Annotated in this window: 18 protein-coding genes and 2 pseudogenes; 4 read left to right on the plus strand and 16 right to left on the minus strand. The window is 41.5% G+C overall.

The genetic code is table 11. The features are described 5' to 3' along the window. Window positions 1–43: 43 nt before the first annotated feature. The gene (locus HMPREF0091_RS05940; RefSeq protein WP_006303423.1) at window positions 44–1,528 is read left to right on the plus strand and encodes an aldehyde dehydrogenase family protein; all 1,485 of its coding nucleotides are present in this window, start codon (window positions 44–46) and stop codon (window positions 1,526–1,528) included. Window positions 1,529–2,166: 638 nt separating this feature from the next. Here the strand turns inward: HMPREF0091_RS05940 and HMPREF0091_RS05945 are convergent. The 10 genes and pseudogenes from HMPREF0091_RS05945 to HMPREF0091_RS05990 form a co-directional block, all read right to left on the minus strand. Continuing rightward, window positions 2,167–2,601, minus strand: coding sequence for a hypothetical protein (locus HMPREF0091_RS05945; RefSeq protein ID WP_010241226.1), 435 nt, complete (start codon window positions 2,599–2,601; stop codon window positions 2,167–2,169). Window positions 2,602–2,835: 234 nt separating this feature from the next. Beyond that, entirely contained in the window at window positions 2,836–5,793 is a 2,958-nt protein-coding gene (locus HMPREF0091_RS06140; protein WP_006303426.1) for a leucine-rich repeat protein, read from the minus strand. Window positions 5,794–6,119: 326 nt separating this feature from the next. Further along, a pseudogene (locus tag HMPREF0091_RS06345) lies at window positions 6,120–6,246 on the minus strand (IS256 family transposase); the annotation flags it as partial. Between the two features lie 173 nt (window positions 6,247–6,419). Beyond that, window positions 6,420–7,631, minus strand: coding sequence for an ATP-binding protein (locus tag HMPREF0091_RS05960; protein WP_010241067.1), 1,212 nt, complete (start codon window positions 7,629–7,631; stop codon window positions 6,420–6,422). 863 nt (window positions 7,632–8,494) lie between these two features. Then, window positions 8,495–9,898 (minus strand): ABC transporter ATP-binding protein, encoded by a 1,404-nt coding sequence (locus tag HMPREF0091_RS05965; RefSeq protein WP_006303430.1) that lies wholly within the window; start codon window positions 9,896–9,898, stop codon window positions 8,495–8,497. Then, the gene (locus HMPREF0091_RS05970; RefSeq protein WP_006303431.1) at window positions 9,895–10,575 is read right to left on the minus strand and encodes an energy-coupling factor transporter transmembrane component T; all 681 of its coding nucleotides are present in this window, start codon (window positions 10,573–10,575) and stop codon (window positions 9,895–9,897) included. Before HMPREF0091_RS05970 ends, HMPREF0091_RS05965 begins: the two co-directional genes overlap by 4 nt. Further along, window positions 10,575–11,168 carry an MptD family putative ECF transporter S component gene (locus HMPREF0091_RS05975; protein WP_006303432.1) on the minus strand — a complete coding sequence of 198 codons (594 nt, stop codon included), beginning with the start codon at window positions 11,166–11,168 and terminating at the stop codon, window positions 10,575–10,577. Before HMPREF0091_RS05975 ends, HMPREF0091_RS05970 begins: the two co-directional genes overlap by 1 nt. Window positions 11,169–11,205: 37 nt before the next feature. Continuing rightward, on the minus strand, window positions 11,206–12,924 hold the full coding sequence (locus tag HMPREF0091_RS05980) for an ABC transporter ATP-binding protein (protein WP_006303433.1): 1,719 nt from the start codon (window positions 12,922–12,924) through the stop codon (window positions 11,206–11,208). Continuing rightward, window positions 12,902–14,662, minus strand: coding sequence for an ABC transporter ATP-binding protein (locus tag HMPREF0091_RS05985; RefSeq protein ID WP_006303434.1), 1,761 nt, complete (start codon window positions 14,660–14,662; stop codon window positions 12,902–12,904). Before HMPREF0091_RS05985 ends, HMPREF0091_RS05980 begins: the two co-directional genes overlap by 23 nt. A 127-nt stretch (window positions 14,663–14,789) precedes the next feature. Further along, window positions 14,790–15,368: a TetR/AcrR family transcriptional regulator gene (locus HMPREF0091_RS05990; protein ID WP_006303435.1), complete on the minus strand. Its 579-nt coding sequence runs from the start codon at window positions 15,366–15,368 to the stop codon at window positions 14,790–14,792. Window positions 15,369–15,993: 625 nt separating this feature from the next. Here HMPREF0091_RS05990 and HMPREF0091_RS05995 point away from each other — a divergent pair. Beyond that, window positions 15,994–16,404 (plus strand): hypothetical protein, encoded by a 411-nt coding sequence (locus tag HMPREF0091_RS05995; protein ID WP_006303436.1) that lies wholly within the window; start codon window positions 15,994–15,996, stop codon window positions 16,402–16,404. 151 nt (window positions 16,405–16,555) lie between these two features. Here HMPREF0091_RS05995 and HMPREF0091_RS06000 read toward each other — a convergent pair whose 3' ends face one another. Continuing rightward, window positions 16,556–17,797: an ATP-binding protein gene (locus HMPREF0091_RS06000; protein WP_006303437.1), complete on the minus strand. Its 1,242-nt coding sequence runs from the start codon at window positions 17,795–17,797 to the stop codon at window positions 16,556–16,558. A 218-nt stretch (window positions 17,798–18,015) separates the two neighbouring features. On the opposite strand from HMPREF0091_RS06000, the gene HMPREF0091_RS06325 reads away from it, so the two are divergent. Continuing rightward, complete coding sequence (locus HMPREF0091_RS06325; protein WP_315971655.1) at window positions 18,016–18,093, plus strand: hypothetical protein; 78 nt, start codon at window positions 18,016–18,018, stop codon at window positions 18,091–18,093. A gap of 63 nt (window positions 18,094–18,156) precedes the next feature. Here HMPREF0091_RS06325 and HMPREF0091_RS06330 read toward each other — a convergent pair. Continuing rightward, window positions 18,157–18,303, minus strand: a pseudogene (locus tag HMPREF0091_RS06330) (HNH endonuclease); the annotation flags it as partial. A gap of 248 nt (window positions 18,304–18,551) precedes the next feature. Here HMPREF0091_RS06330 and HMPREF0091_RS06010 point away from each other — a divergent pair. Continuing rightward, window positions 18,552–18,950 carry a hypothetical protein gene (locus tag HMPREF0091_RS06010; protein ID WP_006303439.1) on the plus strand — a complete coding sequence of 133 codons (399 nt, stop codon included), beginning with the start codon at window positions 18,552–18,554 and terminating at the stop codon, window positions 18,948–18,950. 72 nt (window positions 18,951–19,022) lie between these two features. Here HMPREF0091_RS06010 and HMPREF0091_RS06015 read toward each other — a convergent pair whose 3' ends face one another. The 4 genes from HMPREF0091_RS06015 to HMPREF0091_RS06030 all read right to left on the minus strand — a co-directional run bounded on the left by HMPREF0091_RS06015 (window position 19,023) and on the right by HMPREF0091_RS06030 (window position 21,278). Then, on the minus strand, window positions 19,023–19,616 hold the full coding sequence (locus HMPREF0091_RS06015; protein ID WP_006303440.1) for a hypothetical protein: 594 nt from the start codon (window positions 19,614–19,616) through the stop codon (window positions 19,023–19,025). A gap of 160 nt (window positions 19,617–19,776) precedes the next feature. Then, window positions 19,777–20,232: a hypothetical protein gene (locus HMPREF0091_RS06020; protein ID WP_006303441.1), complete on the minus strand. Its 456-nt coding sequence runs from the start codon at window positions 20,230–20,232 to the stop codon at window positions 19,777–19,779. A gap of 423 nt (window positions 20,233–20,655) precedes the next feature. Then, entirely contained in the window at window positions 20,656–20,976 is a 321-nt protein-coding gene (locus tag HMPREF0091_RS06025) for a type II toxin-antitoxin system RelE/ParE family toxin (RefSeq protein ID WP_006303442.1), read from the minus strand. Beyond that, window positions 20,973–21,278: a type II toxin-antitoxin system RelB/DinJ family antitoxin gene (locus HMPREF0091_RS06030; RefSeq protein ID WP_006303443.1), complete on the minus strand. Its 306-nt coding sequence runs from the start codon at window positions 21,276–21,278 to the stop codon at window positions 20,973–20,975. The genes HMPREF0091_RS06025 and HMPREF0091_RS06030 overlap by 4 nt, the downstream gene beginning before the upstream one ends. Window positions 21,279–21,289: the final 11 nt, after the last annotated feature.

The raw sequence follows: 21,289 nt of genomic DNA on the forward strand, positions 1-21,289 counted from the left end.
AGGCACACCGCTTCACGCGTACTTTAATTGTAAGGAGTTTACCATGAATGTACAACTGAAAGATACATATAACCTGTTTATCGGCGGAAAATTTGTTCCTGCGTCCGACGGAGCAACCTTTGAAACCACAAACCCCGCCACCGGCGAGCACCTGGCTTACGTTGCTGAAGCCACCAAAGAAGACGTTGACAGCGCTGTGAAAGCTGCGTGGTGTGCGTTCCCCGCGTGGAAAAACACTTCCGTTACCCAGCGCAGCGCCATCCTGAACAAAATTGCCGATGTTATTGACGCTAACAAGGAGCGTCTTGCAACCATCGAAACGCTCGACAACGGCAAGCCCATTCGCGAAACTATGAACATTGATATTCCGCTTTCGTCCGAGCATTTTCGCTTGTTTGCCAGCGCCGTTCAAACGCAGCAAGGCTCAAATAGGTTGCTCGATGGCAATTTATTGAGTATCGTCATGCGCGAACCAATCGGCGTTGTCGGCCAAATTGTGCCGTGGAACTTCCCGTTTTTGATGGCCGCGTGGAAACTGGCGCCCGTCCTGGCGGCAGGCGACTGCACCGTGTTCAAAACCTCGTCCAGCACGCCGCTGAGCGTGATTGTGCTGATGGAGCTTATCCAAGACATTGTTCCTGCTGGTGTTATCAACATCATTTCGGGGAAGGGCTCGAGCAGCGGTCAGTTCCTACTTGACCACCCTGGCCTGCGCAAACTTGCGTTCACGGGTTCAACCAGTGTTGGCTACAACGTAGCGCGCGCGGCAGCCGACAAGCTTATTCCGGCAACGCTTGAGCTGGGTGGCAAGAGCGCGAACATTTTCTTCGACGATTGCAATATGGACCAAGCCATCGACGGCTTAATGCTGGGAATTTTGTTCAACCAAGGGCAAGTGTGCTGTGCTGGCTCGCGTGTGTTTGTGCAGGAAGGTATCTACGACGAGTTCGTGAAACGCGCAACGGAGCAGTTCAACCGCGTAATACAGGGCAACCCGCTTGATCCGAAAACGCAAATTGGCGCGCAAATCAATGAAGCGCAAATGAAGAAAATTGCGTCGTACATGAACATCGCGCGCGAAGAGGGAGCTACGATTGCCGCAGGTGGCGAGCGTAATACCGAGGGCGATTTAGCGAAGGGCTGCTTCTTCAAGCCAACGCTGCTTACCAATGTAACGAACGATATGTGTGTCGCGCGTGAGGAGATTTTTGGCCCTGTAGCTGCGATTATGAAGTTCAAGACCGAGGACGAAGTGGTAAAGCTTGCCAACGATTCAGACTATGGCTTGGGCGGTGCGGTTTGGACGCGCGATATTACGCGCGCGCTGCGTGTGTCGCGTGTCATTGAAACCGGCCGCATGTGGGTAAACACCTACAACCAAGTGCCTGGCGGGGCGCCGTTTGGCGGCGTGAAGAAGTCGGGCATCGGCCGTGAAACCGACCTGTCGATTTTGGAAGCATATACGCAGGTGAAGAACATCATCATCAACCTGAACGATGCGCCCAGCGGGTTTTATCCCGAGCACTAAAGCTCGCCAGTCGCGCAAAACGCCCGCGTAAGCGCGCAACCGCGCACAACACGCAGGAAATCGAGGAGCGCCATGTGCCGCTGATGTGGGCATCTTGTGTAGGTGTGGGTATGCTATACCAGCACATGCATGATGAGAGGAAGCGGCGCGTGGTATTCATAAACAGAGAACGGCGAAGCGCAGCATGCACGAATCCGCAACACTATGCGGTGTGTGTGCTGCGTTTTTATAGAACGGTGTACGATCACGGGTACAGATTGTAACTGGACATACGGCTTCTTCTTTGAATTTTTCCTTGAAAATTTTACCAAATCGTACCTGGCAGTATATTTGTAATATGGCTTTTAACGGGTAGAACCAGCAGATAAAGTAGGCATCACAAGCGAGCTGTTCCCAATTGCCCGCACCCCCATTCAAGCTTTGTTAAAGAATTTTTTTAACTTTTATCAATTAGTGTGAGCTTTTCGCATTCATAAAATTTTTCTTTTCCATAAAGCACAACTTCTAGTAGAAAAATAATGTATGATACAACCAAATATACAAACAAAAAAAGAGGTGCACCTTTTAATGATAGAAAAAGCTATCGTTAAAAGGTTTAAGATTGGCTTGAAAGCTTGATTCTTGAGTGCAAAATATTACTAGTTTTCCTTATAGCCTATAGCAACATTACCTGTTTTATTAAGTCCTGGTACTTTAAGAACAACAGAACTTGACTTGTCTTTTAAATCAAATTTCCCAACCAAAAATAAAGCTTTAAGTCCTGCACCAGGTAAATTGAACGATGAGTCAACTAATTTAATGGGCTTATCTCCAAGAGTGACTTTAGACAAATCATAATGGGAATCAAGAATATCTCGTGATACAAAGAGATACAACTCATCTTTATTCATATAGTTTTCTGGTATACGAAACTCTTCCTGAGACACCGCTACTGTTTCCCAATGGTACGACGCAAGCTCCGCCTTCTCATTATCGTCAGCGCATCCAGCAAGAGAAAAGAGAGTACCTAGTAGCAAAAGCATAACAAGACAACATTGAAAAATGTTTTTACAAAAAATAGTTTTACTCCTCATAACACTACTAGCCTCCTTTTTTGTAACACTACTTTGTATCAAATACGTATAAAACAGAATATTTAAGTAAATAAGATCTACCATCGCTTTGATTACCATAATAATCTTTACATATTTCAATCACAATAGCAGAAAGCCTCACTCCGCGAGGAACTATCACGAAGTGAGACTTTTTACTATCCAGCATTTAATTATTCAATTATTAAACCTGATCAACATTAATTAGCACCTGAATTACTCGCCGTCACGTCGAGAATTATCACGATGTTTTTTTGCAAAGAATGCTCCGAAAGCAGCAAGCACCGCAATTATAAACACACCCAACGCGGACATAATAGCAACAAATCTGTTAGAAGCTGACGACTTGCTCGACTCGGTAGTCTTGCTGGAATTATTAGTAGATTCAGAAGACTTGGAGTTAGAGTTTGCCTTGGAGTTTGCCTTGGAGTTTGCCTTGGAGTTTGCCTTGGAGTTTTCCTTAGCATTAGCATTAGCATTAGCATTAGCACCATTCTTAGCGTGCGTTTTATGCGTTTGACCGTTCTTGCGCTGAGCTGATGGAGAGTTTTTGGAGCCTACGCCATTTTCAGTACCTCCTTGTTCACTTCCGCCTTGCCCAGGTTCAACAGCTCCACCATGTCCTGGCGTTTCAGTTCCTGGTGTTACAGTTTCAGTTCCCGGTGTTACAGGATTTGGAGTTGGAGTCGGTACCACAGGAGTCGGCGGTACCACAGGATCTGGAGTTGGAGGTACAGTTTCTGTAGTTGTAGAAGTCTTAGGATCAGTCAACTTACCAGTATCAGGATCAACAGTATACGTTGTAGTAATAGTCTTATTACCATCATGAGTAACCTGCTTATTACCGACTTTAGTTAAACCATTCTTGGCTGGTGTTATTTCAACTTTCGAATCACCGTTTATAACACTAGTAGTAACCTTCTTACCATCAACAGGATCACTAATCTTCTTCTGCGTATTATAATCAAGGCTTGAATCCGCCTCATACTTCATCTTGCCTTTAAGAATCTCAGTCTTAGTAGAACCAGTCAAATTACCAATAGGCATAGAAGTATGCTTCTGAGGATTACTCAACTTACCAGTATCAGGATCAACAGTATACGTTGTAGTAATAGTCTTATTACCATCATGAGTAACCTGCTTATTACCGACTTTAGTTAAACCATTCTTGGCTGGTGTTATTTCAACTTTCGAATCACCGTTTATAACACTAGTAGTAACCTTCTTACCATCAACAGGATTACTAATCTTCTTCTGCGTATTATAAGGAAGTTTTGAATCAGCCTCATACTTCATCGCACCATGAAGAATCTCAGTCTTAGTAGAACCAGTCAAGTTACCAATAGGCATAGAAGTATGCTTCTGAGGATTGCTTAACTTACCAGTATCAGGATCAACAGTATACGTTGTAGTAATAGTCTTATTACCATCATGAGTAACCTCAACATTACCAACCTTGGTTAAACCGTCTTGTGGTTGCGTTATCTCAACTTTCGGCTCACCGTTTATAACACTAGTAGTAACCTTCTTACCATCTTTGGCTGCTTTTTCTACCTTCTTTTCTTGATAATTAAGGCTTGAATCCGCCTCATACTTCATCTTGCCTTTAAGAATCTCAGTCTTAGTAGAACCAGTCAAATTACCAATAGGCATAGAAGTATGCTTCTGAGGATTACTCAACTCACCAGTATTAGGATCAACAGTATACGTTGTAGTAATAGTCTTATTACCGTCATGAGTAACCTCAACATTACCGACCTTAGTTAAACCGTCTTGAGCAGGAACTTCTACTGTATTGCGCCCATCTGCATACGTTGTACGCGTACCATCTATGGCTGCTTTTTCTACCTTCTTTTCTTGATAATTAAGGCTTGAATCCGCCTCATACTTCATCTTGGCTTTAATAGCCCAAGTCGTAACACCACCATCAATCTTAGGAACATTAAGGTTTAATGTTATAGTTCCAGTGTAGCTAGCGGTAACGCTGCCGATTTTAATATTGTCGTGCTTAAAATCAATAGATATAGTACCGGAATACGGTAGATCCTTGCTAAGAGTAAATACACCATTAGTAATGCTGCCAATACTGTTACCATCACCTTGAATAGTAAAAGTAACATCAGAAACAGGTAGCGTAGTTTCCTTATCATTAGAGTCAATAGCAATAGTTTGATTCCCTATTTCAAGTCTTTCTAGGCTCGTTAAATTCTCCAACGGAGTCAAATCAGAAACCTGATTACCAATGAAATTAAGTTCTTTTAGGCTCTTTAAATTCTCCAACGGACTCAAATCAGAAACCTGATTACCAATGAAAATAAGTTCTTTTAGGCTCGTCAAATTCTCCAACGGAGTCAAATCAGAAACCTTATTATCAGAGAAAAGAAGGTTTTCTAGGCTCGTCAAATTCTCCAACGGAGTCAAATCAGAAACCTTATTACCATCGAAAACAAGTTTTGTGAGGCTATCCAAACCCCCCAACGGAGTCAAATCAGAAACCTTATTTTTAGAGAAATCAAGGGTTTTTAGGCTATGCAAATACTGCAGCGTATCCAACTTAGAAACCTTATTATCAGTGAAAAAAAGGTCTTCTAGGCTATCCAAAACCCCCAACGGAGTCAAATCAGAAACCTGATTACCAGAGAAATCAAGGGATATTAGGAACAAATTCTCCAACGGAGTCAAATCAGAAACATTATTACCAGAGAAATAAAGTTCTTCTAGGCTCGTTAAATTCTCCAACGGAGTCAAATTAGAAACCTTATTATTAGAGAAATTAAGGTATACTAGGTTATTAAAGTGTTCAAGCCCTGTCAAATTATGAATAGTATTACTATCGTCCAGACTATCAACACTCCAATTGCGTAAGTTTGCACGAGTCAACTTCTCAGCATCAGCAATTGTAATATCTTTCGCATCATTAGCAATAATATTTTGTTCTTTCATAACTGCAAGCAGTTTGCTTTTTAAAACTGAATCTTTGAATGTAATAACTTGATTCTCTACATTCTCGGAACTGCTTCGATCTGTGTACGTAGCAGTAGAAGCAGAAGAAGCATTGCTACTCGCGTATGCTACCTCAGGCGCACTACTTGCAACAACACCCATTGAAGTTGCAATCCCAACGCTAACAATAATCGGCAAAACTGAATTACGTTTCTTCTTACTACTCTCCATGATCAACCTCTAATTATCAATCTCTACAATGAGTAAAATAACTGTCCAAAAAGTAGACTCTAATTTAGAAACTTATGATCAGAATTTCCACACATGTTTTATTTATTCTATTACATATTTCAGCAAAAGTCATCAAGTAAATTAAGGCCTAGCGTCAATTCAGGGCTACAAAAAGTGCGTAAATAAGTTATTCTGTTGTATAGAGATAGGAATCGCTGTGATGTAGCTCTGAGTACACCACAGCGTTTCCATATGTATCGGGATATATATACTTTCTCCTCTATGAGGTCTGAATGCATTTACTAGTGTTTGCAGGTCTTTATTCCTAGGCATGCTTCTAAGCATCTCTGCAGGCTCTAGAGGGGCTTCTGTATGCATATAGCACCACCAAAATACAGCTTTAATACGCCTTAGCTCACTCAATCCTCTATGGTTGCGAAGCATTTCCCTTACCGTTTTTACCATTTTACTCCTACAAATAGAACAAATATTTGCACTCATACTCCACAACCTAAAATTAGCAATTTTTTCTCTAATTTAGATGGTTTTACCTGCTGATATGTTGTAAATTTACACACTTTTTGTCCTATAGCTCTAAAAAGGGCGGCTCACCGCCGCCCTCATCGTTAATATTCTGTGCTCAATAGAAAATCTGCAATGTGCATACTCTTGATGCCTTGGTAATTGCCTCCGGCAAATTCATCGGTTCTCAAAACATACTTCGGATAGTTATCCCGGATTTCCAGCAGTCGTTCATATTCACGCTTTTCTGTTTTTTTGGATTTGATCTCCTGTGTTACCTGTACATACAACCGGTCATTCTGCTTCTTCGCCACAAAATCGACTTCACCATCCGGTGTTTTCCCAATCGTCACGGTATATCCTCGTCTGCAAAGCTCCAGATACACCACATTTTCCAGACTGGATGCGACGCTGTCCGGTGTATAGCCCAGCACGCTGTAACGCAAAGCGGTATCAGCAAGATAAAACTTCTCCTGCGTTTTCAGAATCTCCTTTCCGCGCAGGTCGTAGCGAGAGCAACGATGAAGAAGATACGCTTTCTCCAACTTTTCCAGATAACTGTACACCGTTTCATTGTCGATAGAACGATGCTCCGATTTCAGATAATCCGAAATTGATTTTGCTGAGAAAGAATTTCCCACATTCGCAAATGTGTACCGAACCACCCTTTCCAGCTGGTCGATCTTACGAATCTGATTTCTCTTTACGATATCCGAAAAAATCGTGGAATTATAGATGTCCCGGACAATCGTATAAACCTCATCCTGTGAATACTCTTGCAGGTGTGTTGCAGGGAAGCCACCCAAGCGGATATAGTCCGCCAGTTCAGCATGGATATCCTTTACCTGTGTATACTGCTTTTTGAATTCCAGATATTCCTGAAACGAAAGCGTATAGATACGGAAGGAAACATATCGTCCGGTCAGGTAAGTCGCAATTTCTGAAGACATCATTCTAGAATTGGAGCCTGTCACATAAAGGTCAACATCATAATCCGTTGCCAGGGAGTTTACTGCTTTCTCCCAGCCTTCAATCTCCTGAATCTCATCCAAAAAGAGATACGTTCTCCCAGTTGGATTTAGCTTTTCTTTGACAGCCTTGAACATCTCCTTCGCTGTCATATCCTCATAATCCATGGAATCGAAACGCATACTGACAATTCGCTCAGACGGAATGCCATACTCCTGTTGCAGCTTCTCCATAATCATTTTAAGAACTGTGGATTTTCCACAGCGGCGAACACCCGTCAACACTTTTACAAAAGGTGCGTCGGTGTATGCCACAATCTTATTGACGTAGAGCGGTCTGTTTATCATAAGAACCACCTCCATGGTGTTATGATACCGCAAGCGCATGAAAAATCAATAGGTTTTGCGATTATAAACCGCAGCTTCTATTGATTTCTACTGACTTTTTCGAATTGTGCCGAATGCCGTTTCCTTTCAGTTTCAGAGTGCTTCAGTTTAACCAAAAAGTCCAGAAAGCAGCGGCACCAAAGTCGTGCCGATCAGTGCCACGTATCGCCGCTGCGACAATAACAACAAATGGCAGCTACGGCTGGGTAGATGAGAAAAAGTATCGGTACTAGCCCCATCATATGTTTAGTACTTAGCCCCGTTCAAGATGTCCACTCCCAGAATCATGGAATTAATAAAATAAGTTTAGATCATCTAACTGTCAAGCTATTTGCCAGGATTGTTTGCCAGGCTTGTGGGAAACAGTTATACGTCAGAAATGATAATGTCCCGAAATGGTAGAATCATGCTACTGCCTTAGCTAAACGTGGGCACGCTTCAAAAACATGCGCAATTCTGGTACACGCGCCGCAAACGCGCCGCCAAAACACACCACCAATGCTGCAATACCACTAAGACAAATATAGGCAAATAGCTGCGCTAAACTAAGAGAAACGCCTGCGTCAAAAAAAAGAGCGCATGCATGTGCAAAGCAAAAAGAACACCATACGCTGCAGGAGAAATTTTTCTAACTCTATGATACACATTTGTGCGCACAATAGAAATACACTTGAGAATCACCCCCGCGCATGCGGGAATTTCCTTCGCGCAAGCACTCGGGCTCGCTTTTTTCGTGGATCACCCCAGTACATGCGGAAATCACGCATAGATACCTTTATATTATGCATCTTTTCAGCGTAAAGATCACTTTTGTACTCACTTTACTATAACACTTGTTCCCTGCCCAAAAGCCCATTCGCCCTTTCCATATCCAGAACATAATCACAAGTAACATTTAAAAATTCAAAATCATGCGAAGCGATAAAAATTATTCGCTGTTCATTTCTCAACCCTCTGATGCAGCCAGAAACGGCGAGCATATTTTTGTAATCCATGCCGCTTGTCGGCTCGTCGAAAAACATAAAATCAGCCTCATCGATAATGCCAACTGCAACCGCCACCCGCTGCTTTTGACCGCCGGATAAGCTCATCGGATGCACCGTCTTATATGGCAACAAGTTCAGACTGCTCAGCGCAGAATCGATTTCTGTCTCAGGTACGCGGGCATTTTTTAGCCGCAGTTCTGTTTCCACTGCCTCGGTAAACAATTGCGCATTGACATCCTGCATAACCAGATAAGAGCGGCGCAGTCTGGCCCGCTTGTTCAAAATCTGCCCTGCGTAATATACAGATTCCCGCGATTTTTTAAGCACCCCGATCAGAGCTTTCAAAAACGTTGTTTTGCCAGAGCCATTACGGCCGATAATGCCGTAAATACAATTATTTTTAAAATACAGATCTTCAAGCTCCAGCCCTGAAGTCGGAGTGAAGGCAATATTCATTTCTTTAATATATAGTTCGCCAGTTGCGGGGCAAGGCTGCAGCTTAATACTTTCCGGTTTTTTGTCGCGTAGCCCAGCCGCATGCAAGTCGTTTGAAGCAAGGCGGCTAAACTCCTCTTTAGTGTAGATTTTGGCAATCTCTCCCCCCTTAAGAAGGACTAAACGGTCGAAAAGTCCGTTCAAATAATAAAGACGATGTTCGGCAATTACTAACGCGATTTTTTCCGCGCGAAGAGTCTCGAGCATTTGCCGGAGCACGTCGATATATCGGTGATCCAAGTTGGAGGTTGGCTCATCAAGCAAAATGAATTTACAGCCAGAGATATAAGCGCTGGCCAGACACAGAACCTGTTTTTCCCCGCCGGATAGTTCAAAAATGCTGCGGTTGAGCAAAGCCTTAATCGGGAAAAGCTTGAGCAATTTGTCAAGACGGCGATCCATTTCTGCCCGCTCCAAGCCGATATTTTCCAAAAAGAACAGCAGCTCCTGGGTAGTATTAACATTAAAGAAATGGGTCTTAGGATTTTGAAAAACACAGGCCACCAGCTCAGAAATTTGATACGTCTCCAGGGTTCCTACATCAGCGTCATCAACGGTCACACAACCTTTTGTCCTTGTGTTGGCGTATTTCTCGCCCAAACCGTTAATGGCATTTAAAAGTGTCGATTTACCGCTCCCACTTTCACCGGTCAGCACGACGCACTCCCCGTCCTCAATTTGTAAATTAAGGTGTTTCAGCACCGGCGTGTCACTGTAGGAAACGGTTAAGTCTTCAATTTTGATCATAGAAGCACGCCTCCCGCAAGCAGAAGCAGGGCCAAGGCGGGATAGATAAAATCGATCAGCCGGAACTTAATTGCAAAATACCTAGTTTTTTTGCCCGGAGCCTCGATGGCTTTGCACTCTGCTGCTTTTGCAATATCATCGGCGATATTCGTCGACAAAATCAACAACGGAACGAAAACATATTCAGCATATTTCAGAAAATTTTTCCGAGAAACGCCCCTTATTTTCATCGCCATTTTTATGTTGGCCTTTTCTTCCTGGAAAGATGGAAAAAAGCGGAACATGACTGCTAGTGGAATTGACACCTGCTGAGGAATTTTTAACAAACCCAAAGAGCTGATAATCGAGCTCACATCTGATGTTTTAATCAGAAGATTCCCAGCCAAATAAGGCAAAAAGAAAATGCGGACGAGCAAGGCCAGACCAAGGCTCATTTTTAGCAGGGCGGGCAGCTTTTCCAAGTCGGGAAAGCTCGGCACAAGTGTCAGTACCGTATATATGAAAAAAACCTTTATGGCGTACATGCGATACCCGTTGATAAAGAAAAGCAAGCTCAAAAAAGCCGCCAGCAAAATCTCGGTATGAACCACATGAAAGACAGTGAAGCTCATGAGGATCAACACGAGAAATTTGCTGATAGGGTTAGGGTTAAGGGCTGATTCCCGATAAACGAACATTAGATAAGACCTGCCCGAATAAAGTGCTTTTTAAGAATTTTTTTGCCCAATAAAGCTCCTATCAGGCCACCGACAAAGGCGCCAAGAAAGACGAGAGCCAAGTTCGGATAGGTTATCAATTCTGCCAAGGCTGGCCCATAACTATCGCCCATCATTTTACACATTTGAAGATATTTTTCACGCGCCAAGACCATTTGACTTAGGCTACCGCCGATCCACATGGAAAAAACGGCGTAAGATAACATGTTGTATTTTAGGCTGCGGTAGTTTCCCAATTTGCGGATCAGTTCCGCAATCACAAGTATTATCGCCGCTACGACAATAACAACATACGTGTGCCCCCCAAGCAGCATAATTACGGGCATAATGAGGCCAAAAATAGCCAAAGCCATTGGTTTCGGCACTTTGGCCATGAAAAGGAGCACCAAGGGGCCGCAGATAATGGCAGCTACGGCAGGGTAGATGAGAAAGAGTATCGGTACTACCCCCATCATACCGACAGCAAACATCATGACAAGGTATATGACAGCATATACCCCGATCAGGACGAGATCTTTTAATTCCAGCTTATTGCTGATTTTTTGATTATTCATAATGCCTCCTATTACATATTTTTTCGAGTGCTAACGTTTAGTACACAAAATCTTCCGCAGCCTTCGTTTTTTCAATAAGTCGGGCATAGCTTGGGGACGTTTTTAAAAGTTCATGATGGCGACCGATTTGCTCTACCCTTCCGTTATGCAAAACCACAATCTCATCCGCATTTTCAATGGACTTCATGCGGTGGGAAATAATGATTACCGTCTTTTCGGCAATCAATTTATTCAATGAGCACTGAATCTTTCTTTCGTTGTCCACATCCAAACTTGAAGCGATTTCGTCGAGGATCAGAATGGGCGCATCCTTTAAAAAGGCCCTAGCAATGGATATTCTTTGCCTTTCTCCGCCGGAAAGCTGTTCACCGTTTTCGCCAATGGTCGTGGCAAATCCGTCCTTCAGCTCATTGATAAAGTCGCAGTTGGCGAGGCGAGCCGCTTCCTTAACCTCTTCATCCGTGGCGGTTTGGCGACCGATGCGGATGTTTTCCATAATCGTGGTATTGAACAGTTTTACATCCTGAAAAACGATTGATATATTGCGATAAAGACTTTCGGTCGATACTTGCTTTATGTTTTCCCCACCGATCAAAACCTCACCCTTATCAAAATCATACAAGCGTGAAATAAGGCGCAGCAGCGTCGTTTTTCCGCAGCCGGACTCACCAACCAGAGCCGTCACCTTGCCTTGCGGTGCCGAGAAACTTACCCCGTCCAAGACTTTCTTCCGTCCATCGTAGGAAAAATCCAAACTTTTCACATCAATGTCGAACCGCGAAAATTGTGTATCCCGGCCGGGCATCACCTTAGCTTGGCGAATTTCATTGATCCGTTTGACTGCTGAATCGACATAATATATTTCCATGAAAAAGTCCATATTCGCATCGACAACATCCTTTATTTTTATTGTGGCTAAAAGGTAGCCAAGCAGGTACAACAAAGAAATTTCCCCGCGCTGTAAAAGAAGCACGCCGACAAGAATAGTCAGAGCCAAAGAAAAGTAAGAAAATATGCTTGAAAACAACATTATCAGTCCATTACCACTTTCCGTTTGCCATCGAATCTTCTCTGAATCATCCAGACGGGTATAGAGCTTAGCCTTGATTTTTTCCGATATGTTGAAAGCCGTTATTTCTTTTGCTAGCTCGATACGCTCCTGAAAGGCCTCGGAATTGCGTCGCAGGCGGACATAGAACTTATCAAACAAACGTTTTGAGGTGTTTTTGGCCAATAGAATCAGCAAAAATGACAGCAAAGTCGGACCTACGGCTGCCAACGTCATCTTCCAGCTTCCCAGCAGCATCAAAATCGTCATCAACGGCATAAAAAAGGCAAAGCCGATGGCAGCTGGCACCGCATGGCTGCAAGCATGCTCGATAGCCGCCACATCAGCCATGATACTCTGCGACAGATCGGACAAATCATGGGTGGAGAAGTAAGACATATCCAATTCGGATAATTTCTTCGCTATACCTATCCGTAAATTGGCTGACTCTTTATAGGTTTCGTTATATTGCAAGTCGTACTCCCGGTTCAAAAGAAAGAACATGACGACCAAGGTCAGAGCTGCAGCACAAAGATAGAAACCAGTTGATCTAACATGATGCAAAAGCAGCTGATCCAGCCAAAGCATGAGTATAAATGCCGGGAAAAGGTTAATAACAAAAACAAAGAAGCTGGCTATCCCGGCTTTAAGAACCCCTTTTGCGCCTTGATCTGTAAGGGCAAAATTACGCATGAGAAATTGTTTCATCACTGACCCTCCATTCATTCGCCGCAGTATACATATTGTAAAGTTGCTTATATTTCCCTTCGCGTGCCATTAATTCGTCATGTGACCCTCTTCCGGCAATTTTGCCGTCTTCGACCAGTAAAATCTCGTCTACGCCTTTGATGGCAGACAGACGATGTGCAATCATAACCACCGTTTTGCCGTGCATCAAATGCTTAAAGGCCTTTTGCAACTCATGTTCATTATCCGGATCTACCGAGGCCGAAGCCTCATCCATAATGACAATCGGTGAATCTTTCAAAATTGCTCTGGCAATCGCCACCCGTTGCGACTCACCGCCGGAAAGCCGAATCCCGTCGCTGCCGACGCGGGTTTGTTCATGCTGTTCCAAACTAGCCAAAAGGCTGTCCAGTCCAGCCAATGACATGGCCCGCATGATTTCATCGTGTGTAGCATTTTCCCGCGCCATGGCGACATTATTATAAATAGTGTCGCTGAATAGCTTACTGTCTTGGAAAACAAAGGAAATTTCCCTGATTAAAGCTTCCTGTGTGTATTCTTCTACTCTTTTGCCGCCAATCAAAATTTCGCCATCTTTAATGTTGTAGTAGGCACAAATAAGCTTAGCGATAGTCGATTTACCGGAACCGGAAGCCCCAACCAAGGCATAAATTTTGCCTTGATCCAGTTTGAACGAAAGATTTTCCAGAACATTTTTGTCGGCATAAGCAAAGGTTACATTTTTAAATTCAATGGAATGGTCGGCAAAAGTCGTAACGTGCCCGAATGAAATTTCATCTTCGGCCATTTGCGCGTACAATTTTTCCAGGGTGTCGACGGCATAATTCCCCTGAAACATATCCATATTTACGTACATAACCTGCATCATGGCGGCGAACATCAGGCCGGACAAGAACAAGGTCATCACCAAATCCAGTGCAAGAAGCCGTGGGTCACCCAAGGCCGATAGACAAAAAACCGTCGGAATGGTCAATATGGCCAACAACCCGAAAAATATGCACTGATAAATCACATACGGCTTTTTGCATTTCTGCGAATATTTGTAAGCGTAGTCCGAGTATTCGTGTACCAGCTTAAAAAGTTTTTTCATTGAACTGACTGAAACGCCGAAAATTTTAATAACAGAAATGCCGCGGATGTATTCTACCGTTTCCCCGGATAATTTATCCAACGCTTCCTGATAAACTTTCATGAAATCGCTGCCGCCCATCATCGACATTAAAATTGCAACCGCCACCAGCGTCAAAACGAGGATACACACTCCCACACGAACGTTGATGCTAAAACCTAAAGCAAGTATAATGACAGGCGTTAACATAGCTTTGGTATTGTCCGGTATCATATGGGCCACAATTTTGTGTGTCAAAGCGGTGTTGTCATCAATAACTTTGCGAACCGTACCCGACGGGTGAGTGTCGAAAAAACGGAAACCAGCCTTACTCAAACCCTCTACCCCACGTTTCTTGAGAACGGTTTCCAAGCGAAATCCGACACGGTGGGCCAACAAAATGGCAAAGGAGTATAGTATGTTTCCAGCTAGAATAAATGCCGCAATCTTGACGGCAAACGTTGCTGCCGCAGCCATATTCGCTTCGAGTACCAATTCCCTGAGGAAGCCGTAAATTAAATAGTACCCGTAATTAATCAGTAAACAGGATAAGACCGATCCCAAAATAGCTATGTATACCAACGGCATCATCGCCGGCACATAAGCCAATAATTTTTTATAGACTTTCATATTGCCTCCTCTGTTCTTGCCCGTTATTACTCTTTTATGTTCAATGCTTTTTCTTCGACCTCTGACCTCGGCCGTTCTAAATCTCGGCAATTCTGAGTATCGACCGTTGTAAGTCCAGACAGTTATCCTACTGCAGCAGAATCATTCGAAACATAGTTCTAATCAAGTCATGATGTTCATGTACCGTTTTAGACCCGCTCAAGATGTTCACTCCCAGAATCATGGAATTAATAAAAAAGCCGAGGAATTCCGTCCGTTCCGCTGGTACTTTGAGTTCAGGCAGATTAACATCCATTGCCTCAAATGAATCTATGGTTATACGCTCCAATTGCCCATAAATTTCCTCCAGTTTGGCATTCCTTTTTTTGGCCAACAGGAATTCGACGTAAACACTTGACAAGATAGTGGTGTCGCTTACTTTCTTAGTAAGTTCTTCGGCAATAAAATCAGTTTCCGCTGTCTTGCCCAGAGGTAACGAGCTTTTTATCACAGTGTTACGATAAGCGATACCGTCGAGCATCATGTCGTAGATAACATCAGTCGTACTTTTGTAATAATGGTAAAAACCGCCCTTAGATAAGCCGCTTTCGCGGATCAAATCTTCCATAGTTGTATGCGCGAAGCCTTTGGCCACAAAAACTCGCGCGGCTGCTTCTTTGATAGATTTTTTTCTTTCTTCGGCTGATAATCTCTTATTCCTGCCCATAAACCCTCACTACCGACCGTTGCGTCTATAAGAGGATTATAAGTTAACTTATTCTAACTGTCAAGGTGTTTGCCAGACTTGTGGGAAACAGTTATAAGCCACAAATGATAATGTCTTGGTATAACACAAATGAAATGTCCCGATATGGTAGAATCATATTCCTGAATTTACTTTATCGGAGGACTTCCTTATCACAAAGGTAATATCATCAATGAACTAACAAAAGAAATAGTCTTTACATGTCAATTCTTAAAAGCACACACCCCCTAAATCAAAAACACACACCCTTGTCTAAATAGCACACACCCCTAAAAGCAAAAAGACACCCCTATAAAAGAAAAAATCCAGCGTCAGTTCACGCTGGATTTTCATTCACGTTTTTCTGTTTCGTCAGCCTACAATAAACCCTTATTTACAGTGTTCTTCTAAGCAACAACCGCCAAACTTCGTATCATTTCCTGTAGATACATCTCGGACAGCCTTGATAAGAACACGGTCTTTTAGGTTTTCTTGGCAAGACTTATCCTCCCTTTCCAAGTAAGATAAATTAACGTAAAATGAGTGAAAAATGGTCCGTCTACGACAGTAGTCATCTGCTTTGCTATATAAATTTAAGGAGGTTGTAATGAAGAAATCTATGTATCAAGCTATACGATTATTCCTTTTTTCATTATTATTACCTCTTTTAGGACTAATCCTTAACTCACTTAGATTGTTTAACCCAGAAATTGCTTATGACTCACCTGTTTTATTAGTTTTCATAGCTCACGTATTTGGTTTAACAAGACTTGTTCTTTACTCAATCGTTGTCAATCAAAAAACACTCGAAAACTTAGGAGTTTGTAAAACCATCGTTATCGCGCTCATCGCACCTGCTATTGATTTATTGATATTACAAGAGTCTCCTCGGCAATTGGGTAATAGCTGGACTTGCACATACATTACATTTTTTGTTACTCTTGAATGTATTCCAACTATAATTCCAATCATTGTTAAAGAGTTTTTACGAAGAAGAAATCAAAAGCACAAAGCTTAAATGCACCCACCTAATCAGTCTTTGGCATCAATACTATAGTTTCGACGTAGGTTGATAACACGAGTAGTGTTTCTACATTTTTGAGTGCACAGCATGGATTTTGAGCGCACCTTTTAAAGATAGGAAAAGCTATCATTCAAATGTTTAGCTATTATCGTTCCAGAAATTTTTCATCAAGAAGGAAATCAATAATATCTATAACCTGAATTCCATCTTCCGTCACCCAAGGTTTAGTACGATCTTTTACAATAATAATCTTCTTAAAATTGTCTGCTATATGCATAAAAGGACGCGTTTCCTGCAGCGTTTTCTCGTGGGTGGCCAAGTTAAGAGAAGATTGGATGTAGCATTTATTGTCGGCAAAGTTGCATACAAAATCTACTTCTGTTTGGATTTTTTTATTTCCGTTGCGAATTTCAACGATGCCAACATCAACGTTATAGCCTCTCATAATGAGCTCATTATAAATAGCGTTTTCCATGAGGTGCGATTCTTCTTGCTGTCTAAAATTTAGGCGTGCATTTCTAAGCCCTAAATCAGAAAAATAATATTTCTGAAGAGCACCGATATATTTTCTTCCTTTGATGTCATACCGCGATGCTTTTTTGACAATGAAAGCATCTTCTGCATAAGAAAGATAGGAAATAATGGTGTTTAATGACAGCTCCTTTTCGCCTTTACTTTTAAAAGTTTCAAATATTCTTTTAGGGTTTGTTAATGAACCGATAGAAGATGCAAGAATATTGATAAGGGTATCCATAACGTCCACGCGTTTGATGCCGTGGCGCTCTGTAATATCGCGAACGTAAGTCTGCTCGAACAAATTTTTTAAGTATGTAGCCTTCTCTTTATCACTCTTTTTAAACATATTAAGTGGCATGCCACCGTAAGTAATATATTCATTCCACGCTTCAGTTTTATCAAAATTCGAAGCTGCATAAAATTCAGAAAACGAAAGAGGGTGAACATGTATTTGTTCTCCGCGCCCTCTGAACTCAGTAATAATATCTGATGAAAGGAATTTTGAGTTGCTTCCCGTAATATAAATATCAAGATTTTGCTCATGTAAGAGCCCGTTTACAACTAACTCAAATCCTTCTACTAACTGGATTTCATCCAAAATAAGATAATAAGGGTCACTATCTTTAATCATAGTCAAAATATCTTGTTCCAATTGTTCTGGATTATTATGATATTTTCTGTTGATAGCGCGGTCTAATTCTATTTTGATTATGTGATTTGCAGGTACGCCTTCAGCCAATAGATGGTTGCGGTATAAAGGATCCAAGAGATATGATTTTCCGCATCTGCGGATACCGGTTATCACTTTAATCATTCCATCATCTTTTTTATTGATGAGCTGCTGTAAGTAGTGTTCTCTTTTAATGTCCATATTTAGTATCCTATTGAATTATTTTGACGCTTTGTACCATTTATTTCATAGCATGTATGACTCCTTACTTTATTACGGCATCCGAGAGAAGTCAATGAATTCTTCTGACACATGTGTCAGATATGAACTCTGCGTTAGAGCTCACATACAAAGACCACGCTCTTAGTGGATTCTACTAAGGATTTAGAGAATGTCACATTCAGCCAGACTGGCTTTTAATCTACACTGTCAGCGAAGATGAGCTTATTCTTATTGCTTCCCGCACAAGAAGCAACGCAGACCTGTTCAACCTGTAAATGACCATCTAACTTGAGGTGGTCATTTTTGTTATGCCAGCGATCTCCACGCTTAGCGTGAATTTTAGAGTGACAGGATTTGCATAGAGAAATAAGATTCTCTCTAGCGTGCGTTCCGCCTTCAGCAATCGGTTTAATATGATGAACCTGCTCAACAGGAACAAGCATATGGTTCTTAAAGCAAAGCTCACAGAAAGGATGCTCTCTCACATAAGAATCTCTGACTTTCTGCCATGCTCTGCCGTAACGCTTGTGAGCATCATAAGGACGCTCGTATTTTTCGTATCGTCTGTTCTCTTGTTTTAAATGTTCCTCGCAAAACCTGCCGTCAGTTAGGTTCGGACAGCCTTGATAAGAACACGGTCTTTTAGGTTTTCTTGGCAAGACTCATCCTCCTTTCAGCAAGCTTGCGCGTATTATATAATTAGTAGGACAAAACAGTTCATGGAGTAGATGTAATGAAAAAATGTAAAACCGTAGCAAATATCCTTTGGGCATTAGGTGTTTTCTCATTACTTTTAGTGATTTTAGAAGAAAGTAACATTACGCATTTTCTTCCCATATACTTAGTCCATAAGCCTACAACTACAGAGCAAATTAACCTATCCAATACGCTAACGTTATCCATTTGCTGTATAGGCTATCTTCTTTTAGGCATATCACTAGTTCTTAAAATCGTTACCGCTACATCAACAAAGAAACTGCCTCAAACTAACAAGCCAATATATATAAAGGTCATACTTATCTCATTAAAAGTAGTAGCAGTCATTTTCACACTGCTAATAATTGCCTTCTCCTTATTATTTGCTTTCTTTTCCTTCCTAATTTTAGTTGTTGATTTTAATACTCCGCAATAAGTAACTCGAAATAAGAAGGAGTTCACAGCATTAAAATGCTATGAACTCCTTCTGACTATAGAAATATGATAATTAGCTTGCCATAAACTCCGCATACATTTGACCTAATATCTTGGCTTCCGCCCTCGTAGGCAAAACATCAGTTTTAGCAGCTTGTTTCAAAAGGCCTTCCTTTACATTTTCTAACGGGGCAAAATCTATACGATCAGCTAATTTTGTGAAGGCACTAATGACATTATCTTTAGACGAATTAAATCGTTCTTGATAAAACATCTTAATTCGTTCACGCTTACTAAGCTGATATAGTTGTGATATAGATTTTGAAAACCTTGTATCACTATTATCTTTCTTCATGGAAGAAACAATGAGATAAGCATCTGCGTCTGCGAGTACATCGTCATAACCAAATCCTTGTCCATCAGTTTTACTACCCAAATGCTCCTTTAACCATTTCGATAAATCTTGATCTTTGGCAACCCTCCTATAATTTCCAAACATTTGTAGTAAATCTAACAACCATCCACCTAAATCACCTAAGCTATAATAACCTTTATTTTTTGGAATTCCCCAGTGAATATAGCCTAAGGCAGTAGCAGACATATGAGCAATATCTATATCTGTCACCTTATCTTTAATAGATGGCTGTTGCGAACATACAGCTGACATAAAGAACGTGCTTTAATATCATGTTTATCAACACTAAATTCTGGAGTATAAAATCTCCACAAAGCAAAGTATTTGTCGCCCCAATATTCTGGTTTCCGTAAGTACTCGAAAATATATTGGCCAACTGCAAACCGATATCCAGTTAATGGGTTGAAACCGCTTAGTAATAAAAATTTCCTAGGGTATCTTCAGCCATAAATTTAGCCTCTCTAAATAATTTGTATTGACGTGAATTACATATTATTTCATCGTTTTCTTGATATTTGCGGCCAAAATCATGTGCATACGTGATTACCTTAACATCATTTGGCTGAATAACTATAAGTTCATACTTTCCATCAAGATATTTTTGTATATCTAAGATAATGTTATTTCCTTTATTATACTTGCATCCATAATCGTTCAAAGCTATAGGTACGTTACCTACATTTTCAATTGTTACCAATAAATATATTTTTCCATTAGCGTATTCCTCAATAAACTGCTGCGAAATGTGTAATTTTCTCACTAGTCTCTTGGGTCTATTAGCAAGATATAAAGAAACAATAACTGCAGCACAAGTACTTATTGAAGTAAGCACATTCCATATTGAGGATGTACAAATATCATGAAGCATATAATCCACCTCTTAAGACTTCTTTTTGTTTAATAATAAAATATTCCTTCGCAATATAATGCTTCTAGGTGTTTAAATAAAATGTGTATTTACATAATCATCTGCATGCAGATGATTATATCCTTTACCGTTAACATCTTGTGTACTCAACCCTAGAGAGACGACATGTTTTTCATACAGCTAAAACACGCTCAAAAACCGCGAGAGTCTAGCCTAAAGGCACATCAAGCTAAACCTTTAACGATCGCCCTCGCTAAGCCCGCTACACAAAAACAAACTTGCACTCACCTAATCAGCCTTTGACATTGAGACTACGCTTCTGCATGAGTTGGTAGCGTGGGCAGTATATCTACACTTTTTTGCAAGCACAGGAAGGATATTGAGCGCGATTTTTAACGATAAGAGAAGTTATCGCAAAAAGGTTTAATTGCCATGTATAACCTTTTCAATATCTCTTTTCCCATAAAGCACACGAGAAACTATAACTTCGTGTTTTTCTTCAAAAACAAAATAAAAAATAAGAAAATTATCACACAACATGACGCGAAGACCTCGACTTTTCCAAGGCTCAAAGCTCACTAAACGATGTCGTGCGGGAAAGTCACCAAGGCTCAATATCACCTGTTCTAACCTGCTTATTTGTCCTTGAGCATTTTTCGGCGACAAGAGATTGAACGTAATATAGGCATAGATACCCCGTAGGTCTGCTTCGGCATCGTGTGAAATAGACACCGTGTAACTCATAGGTTAAATTCCTTATGCAAGGACTCAAAAACCTCGTCTGCAGGATTTACATTGCCCGATAGTATGGACTGATATCCTTTTTCCAATTCTGCGTTTAATGTGTCCTTGCTCATCGAGCTTATATCAAGCGGCTTACTGTAGCCTAGTTTTACATCAAAAGGAAGCCCCTGCTGCAAAACCACCTGCTTATAAAACATGGTAATAGCGCTCGAAGGAGGAAGACCCAAAGAATTTAATATATACTCTGCCTGCTCTTTTAGCTCCGGGTCTATCCGAGTATACAAGTTAGCTGTTTTTGCCATATAATCACCCC

The organism is Fannyhessea vaginae DSM 15829 (genome assembly GCF_000159235.2).
In the GTDB taxonomy this organism is placed as follows: Bacteria; Actinomycetota; Coriobacteriia; order Coriobacteriales; family Atopobiaceae; genus Fannyhessea; species Fannyhessea vaginae.